This window comes from Paracoccus marcusii (assembly GCF_006151785.1).
GTDB classification, from domain to species: domain Bacteria; phylum Pseudomonadota; class Alphaproteobacteria; order Rhodobacterales; family Rhodobacteraceae; genus Paracoccus; species Paracoccus marcusii.
The window spans coordinates 1-3,771 of sequence record NZ_VDDD01000197.1; the positions used below are offsets into that span (position 1 = coordinate 1).

A 3,771-nucleotide genomic window follows, 5' to 3' on the forward strand; every position below is an offset into this window, starting at 1 on the left:
CCCAGTTCCTCGGTCGCGCTGACGGCGCGTTCCTCGTCGCGCAGGCGGTGCAGATGGGCGATGAAATAGCGGGGATGGGCGCTGTCGACGGTGCGCTGCGCCTCGGATTTCCAGGCGGCGAAGGCGCTGTCGTAATCGGGGAAGATGCCGACCATGTGGATCTGCGAGGGGTCGCGGAACTTGGTGCTGGACGGGTCGACCAGCTCTCCTCCGAAGACAAGATGCAGACGTTGGGACATGGGACCTCCAAGGGGATGTGCAGGGATGGGAACGGCCGCGACCCTAGCGCGCGACCGCCCGGGATTGAAGCGCAAACGCGTAAAACTGGACGCGTTTGGCCTTTGCCAGCCGCCCCCGCGCGCCCCTATGCTGGGGTGAGGGCAGAAGCCCGGAACCATCGCGGGGACGGGGTGTGCCCGCAGCGCGGCCGCGATCCGGCGCCTTGGCGGGCCGGTCGCGCGCCGCAACCGACGCCGTCAGCCCCGGTCGCCCGCCAGTTCCAGGATCACCGCCCATTCCGCATCGCTGACCGGCTGCACGGACAGGCGCGAATTGTTCACCAGCACCATGTCGCGCAGCCGGGGTTCGGCCTTGGCCTCGTCCAGGCTGATCGCGCGGGGCAGCTTGCGCACCGCGCGGATGTCAACGCATTCCCATTTCGGGTCGGACGCGGTGGTGTCGGGATGGGCGAGGGCGATCACCTCGACGATGCCCACGGCCTCCTTGCCGATGTTGGAATGATAGAACAGGCCCAGTTCGCCCACCTGCATCGCGCGCATGTTGTTGCGCGCCTGATAGTTGCGCACCCCGTCCCATTGCTCCCCCGCGTCGCCCCGGGCGACCAGGTCGTCCCAGCCGAAGACGTCGGGTTCGGACTTGAACAGCCAATGCGCCATCAGCCGATGACCTTGTTCCAGGCGATCACGTCGACCGAGGCGAACAGCCCCGCAGCCTTGTAGGGATCGGCCGCGGCCCAGGCCTGGGCGGCGTCCAGATCGTCGGTGTCCAGGACGACCAGCGATCCGCACATCTGCCCGTCCTCCATCAGGGGGCCGGCCATCGCCACGATGCCGCTGTCGCGGATATGGGCCAGATGGGCGTCGCGGGTGTCCAGGCGGACTTGCAGCGCACCGGGCTTGTCCCGGCAGATCACGGCGAACAGTGGCATCATTCCTCCTTCAGGGGTCGGCTCAGCAGGTGGTCCATGGCCTTTTCCACCGAAACGCGCCCCTCGGCAAGGCGGGCGACCATCGCGGCGATGGGCAGGTCCAGCCCGTCGCGCGCCGCCATCAGCGCCAAGGCGCGGGCGGTGGCGGCACCTTCGACGGTGGTCGCGCTGTCCCAGGCCGATCCCGACCCGATCGCACAGCCGAACCGGAAGTTCCGCGACCCCGCAGAGGTGCAGGTCAGCGTCAGGTCGCCCAGGCCGGACAGCCCGGTCAGCGTCTCGGGCCGCGCGCCCAGATGGATGGCCAGCCGCGTCATCTCGGCAAAGCCGCGGGTGATGATGGCGGCGCGCGCGCTGTCGCCCAGGCCCGCGCCGATCACCGTGCCCGCGGCGATGGCGATCACGTTCTTCAACGCGCCGCCCAGTTCGGCCCCGGTCACGTCCGTCGTGCGGTAAAGCCGCAGGACCGGCGTCGACAGGCGGTCCTGCAGCACCTGCGCCGCGGCCCCGTCCGCACAGGCCAGCGTCAGCGCCGTGGGCAACCCACGCGCGATGTCGGCGGCGAAGGACGGCCCCGTCAGGACCGCCACCACCGCATCGGGCGCCGCCTGCGCGATCAGCGCCGACGGTCCGGTCAGATGCTGCAGGTCGATCCCCTTGGCGGTGCTGACCAGCGCCTTGCCCGCTAGGCGCGGGCCCTGTTCGTCCAGGAACGACCCCAGGGCCTGCGCGGGCAGCGCCAGCAGGATCGTGTCGCAGGCCAGCGCGGCGTCCAGGTCCTGCGTCACGGTCAACGCATCGGGCATGGCCACGCCGGGCAGACGCGGGTTTTCCCCCTGCCAGTCGATGCGGCGGCCCCACAGGGTCACCGGCCCGTTGGCGGTCAGCGCCACGGCCAGCGCCGTGCCAAAGGCGCCCGCGCCCAGAATGCCGATCATGCCTTGGCCCCCCGCTTGCCGCTGCCCAGCATAGGCGCGGCGCCCTGATCCAGCGGCCAGCGCGGGCGCGCTGACAGCGTCATGTCGTCCCGCTGACCCATGCGGAACCGCTCGATCCCGGCCCATGCGATCATCGCGCCGTTGTCGGTGCACAGGCGCAGGGGCGGGGCCAGGAACCGCGCGCCGGCGCGTGCCGCGACCTGTTCCAGCGCCGCGCGAATCTCGCCGTTCGCGGCGACACCCCCGGCCACGGCCAGCACCGGCACCGGCGACAGCGCCAGCGCGCGGCGCGACTTTTCCGCCAGCACATCGGCGACGGCCGACTGGAAGGCCGCGCACAGGTCGCGCCGGTCGGCGGCGCGCAGGCCCCCCTGATCCGCGATCAGCGTGTCGCGGGCGCGCAGCACAGCGGTCTTCAGCCCCGAAAAGCTCATATCGCAGCCGGGGCGGTCCAGCAGCGGGCGGGGCAGGGAGATGCGATGGGCGTCGCCGCCTGCCGCCTCGGCCTCGACATGCGGGCCGCCGGGCTGCGGCAGGGCCAGCAGTTTCGCGACCTTGTCAAAGGCCTCTCCGGGCGCGTCGTCGATGGTGCCGCCAAGGCGGGTGAAGGCGTCCGGCCCGTCCACGCGCAGGAACTGGCAATGCCCGCCCGACACCAGCAGCATCAGATAGGAATAGTCGATCCCGTCGGTCAGACGCGGGGTCAGGGCGTGGCCCGCCAGGTGGTTCACTCCCACCAGCGGCAGGCCGGTGCCCGCGGCGATGCCCTTGGCGCACATCACGCCCGCCATCACGCCGCCGATCAGGCCGGGCCCGGCGGTGACCGCGACGCCCGTCAGCGCGTCCAGACCCAGCCCGGCATCAGCCAGCGCCTGTTCGACGACCAGGTCCAGGCGTTCGGCATGCGCGCGGGCCGCGATCTCGGGCACGACGCCGCCGAAATCGGCATGCAGGTCGGACTGGCTGCTGACCACGCTGGACAGGATGCGCCGGTCGCCGGTGACCACCGCGGCGGCGGTGTCGTCGCAGCTGCTTTCGATGCCCAGAAAGATCGTCTCGGTCATGGCTCTTGCCCGGATGAGGGGGGACGCGTACCCACAGGGGCGTAACACCCGCCCGACAGGATGCCAATGCCGCCCGCGCCCCGCCCGATCCTGCTGATGACCCGCCCCGGCGACGATTCCGAGCGTACCGCCGCGCGGATCGGCGCGGATGTCATCGTGGCACCGATCCTGCAGATCGTGCCGGTGGACCATGACGGCGCAGCCTTGGCTCGGGCGCCCGGTCTGGTCTTCACCTCGGCCCATGCGGTGGCGTCCGCGGGGCCGGGGCGCGGCCGGCCCGCGATCTGCGTCGGTGAACGTACGGGCCAGGTGGCGCGCGACGCGGGATTCGCGGTGATCCAGGGGGCGGGCACCGCCGACAGCCTGGTGCCCCTGATCGCGGCCAGCCCGGTTCCGTTGGTCCATCCGCACGGGCGGCACCTGGCACAGCGGCTGGCCGTGCCGGGAATCGTCGTCTATGACCAGCGGCCCCAGCCCCTGACGGCCCGCGCCCGCGCGGCGCTGATGGGCGCGCGCCCGGTGGTGGTGCCGGTCTATTCGCCGCGATCGGCGCGGCTTCTGGCGGGGATGGCGGCGGGGGCGCGGGCGCCCCTGTGGCTGG

At 71.9% G+C, this 3,771-nt stretch carries 6 protein-coding genes; 1 reads left to right on the top strand and 5 read right to left on the bottom strand.

From position 1 onward, the window contains the following. The 5 genes from FHD68_RS17905 to tsaD all read right to left on the bottom strand — a co-directional run. On the bottom strand, nucleotides 1-239 hold a 239-nt coding region (locus tag FHD68_RS17905), incomplete at its 3' end, for a DUF4170 domain-containing protein (protein ID WP_139086447.1). A 237-nt stretch (nucleotides 240-476) separates the two neighbouring features. Further along, nucleotides 477-896 (bottom strand): EVE domain-containing protein, encoded by a 420-nt coding sequence (locus FHD68_RS17910; protein WP_127899155.1) that lies wholly within the window; start codon nucleotides 894-896, stop codon nucleotides 477-479. Continuing rightward, nucleotides 896-1,168 carry a YciI family protein gene (locus tag FHD68_RS17915; RefSeq protein ID WP_045983301.1) on the bottom strand — a complete coding sequence of 91 codons (273 nt, stop codon included), beginning with the start codon at nucleotides 1,166-1,168 and terminating at the stop codon, nucleotides 896-898. The genes FHD68_RS17910 and FHD68_RS17915 overlap by 1 nt, the downstream gene beginning before the upstream one ends. Further along, nucleotides 1,168-2,106 carry an NAD(P)H-dependent glycerol-3-phosphate dehydrogenase gene (locus FHD68_RS17920; RefSeq protein WP_127899154.1) on the bottom strand — a complete coding sequence of 313 codons (939 nt, stop codon included), beginning with the start codon at nucleotides 2,104-2,106 and terminating at the stop codon, nucleotides 1,168-1,170. Before FHD68_RS17920 ends, FHD68_RS17915 begins: the two co-directional genes overlap by 1 nt. After that, nucleotides 2,103-3,170, bottom strand: coding sequence for a tRNA (adenosine(37)-N6)-threonylcarbamoyltransferase complex transferase subunit TsaD (gene tsaD / locus FHD68_RS17925; protein ID WP_127899153.1), 1,068 nt, complete (start codon nucleotides 3,168-3,170; stop codon nucleotides 2,103-2,105). Before tsaD ends, FHD68_RS17920 begins: the two co-directional genes overlap by 4 nt. A 66-nt stretch (nucleotides 3,171-3,236) precedes the next feature. Here tsaD and FHD68_RS17930 point away from each other — a divergent pair. Next, nucleotides 3,237-3,771: uroporphyrinogen-III synthase (locus tag FHD68_RS17930; protein WP_167550435.1), on the top strand; the 535-nt coding region annotated here is incomplete at its 3' end.

Excerpts from the sequence above, each read along its gene's own strand:
- FHD68_RS17910 (WP_127899155.1), bottom strand. The coding sequence starts at position 896 with ATGGCGCATTGGCTGTTCAAGTCCGAACCCGACGTCTTCGGCTGGGAC.
- tsaD (WP_127899153.1), bottom strand. The coding sequence starts at position 3,170 with ATGACCGAGACGATCTTTCTGGGCATCGAAAGCAGCTGCGACGACACC.
- FHD68_RS17920 (WP_127899154.1), bottom strand. The coding sequence starts at position 2,106 with ATGATCGGCATTCTGGGCGCGGGCGCCTTTGGCACGGCGCTGGCCGTG.
- FHD68_RS17915 (WP_045983301.1), bottom strand. The coding sequence starts at position 1,168 with ATGCCACTGTTCGCCGTGATCTGCCGGGACAAGCCCGGTGCGCTGCAA.